The sequence below is a fragment of the Aeromonas sp. HMWF014 genome (assembly GCF_963878295.1).
In the GTDB taxonomy this organism is placed as follows: domain Bacteria; phylum Pseudomonadota; class Gammaproteobacteria; order Enterobacterales; family Aeromonadaceae; genus Aeromonas; species Aeromonas popoffii.
The window spans coordinates 1-1,213 of the sequence record NZ_CAWNYS010000225.1; the positions used below are offsets into that span (position 1 = coordinate 1).

The 1,213-nt window shown below is 64.1% G+C and carries 2 protein-coding genes; both read left to right on the top strand.

Annotated features, from left to right (window positions below):
- A partial coding sequence (locus tag AAC083_RS09095; RefSeq protein WP_146181629.1) for an AMP-binding protein occupies positions 1-779 on the top strand: 779 nt, incomplete at its 5' end.
- A gap of 24 nt (positions 780-803) precedes the next feature.
- Positions 804-1,213 (top strand): isochorismatase family protein (locus tag AAC083_RS09100; protein WP_146181630.1); only part of this gene is annotated, 410 nt, incomplete at its 3' end.

Below are 1,213 nucleotides of genomic sequence, written 5' to 3' on the forward strand. Positions count from 1 at the left end.
TGCAAGCGGCCGAATCTGACCCGGCCGTGCGCAGCCAGCTTGCGAGCCTCGACGTGCTGCAGGTGGGGGGCGCCAAGCTGGCCGAAGCGGTGGCCAGAAAAATCACCCCGCTGCTCGGCTGCCGGCTGCAACAGGTGTTCGGCATGGCGGAGGGGCTGGTCAACTACACCCGGCTCTCTGACCCCGACGAGAAGATCATTCACACCCAGGGCCGCCCCATGAGCCAGGACGACGAGGTGCGCATTCTGGACGAGGCGGGCAACCCGGTCGCCCCCGGCCAGCCCGGCGCCCTGCACACCCGTGGCCCCTATACCTTCCGTGGTTACTACCAGAGCCCGGCCCACAACGCCCGGGTGTTCGATAGCGAGGGCTTCTACTGCTCCGGCGACCTGGTGGTGCAAGACCAGGATGGCTACCTGACGGTGGTGGGGCGGCAAAAGGATCAGATCAACCGGGGCGGCGAGAAGATAGCGGCGGAAGAGGTGGAAAACCAGCTGCTGCACCACCCGGCCATCACCCAGGCGGCCCTGGTCTCCATGCCCGATAGCGCCATGGGGGAGAAGAGCTGCGCCTTTATCGTCAGTGCGGATCCCGGGTTAAAGCCGCTGGCCTTGCGCAAGTTTCTGCGCGCGCGCGGCGTGGCGGACTTCAAGCTGCCCGACCGTTTCGAAACCCTGGATGCCCTGCCCATGACGGCGGTGGGCAAGATTGACAAACAGGGGCTGCGTGCACGTATCGCCGAGATCATCGCCGCAAGCCAGCCCCTGACAACAGCTTAAAACTAAAAAAGGAATCATGACGTTATGGCTATCCCAACCCTGAATAACTACGCCATGCCCAAGCAGTGGAAGGCCAACAAGGTCAACTGGACGCTGGAGCCCAAACGCGCTGCTTTGCTCATTCACGATATGCAGGAGTACTTCACCGCGTTTTATGGCGAGAACAGCCCGCTGATCGCCACGCTCACCGAGCGGCTGGCCGCGGTGCGCAAACAGTGCAAGGCCCTCGGCATCCCGGTCTACTACACGGCCCAGCCCAAGGATCAATCCCCCGACGATCGCGCCCTGCTCAACGACATGTGGGGGCCGGGTCTGAACACGCGCCCCGAGCTGCAGCAGGTGGTGGCAGGGCTGCGCCCTGAGAGCGACGATAGCGTGCTGGTCAAGTGGCGCTACAGCGCCTTCCAGCGCTCCGAACTCGAGCAGGTGCTCAA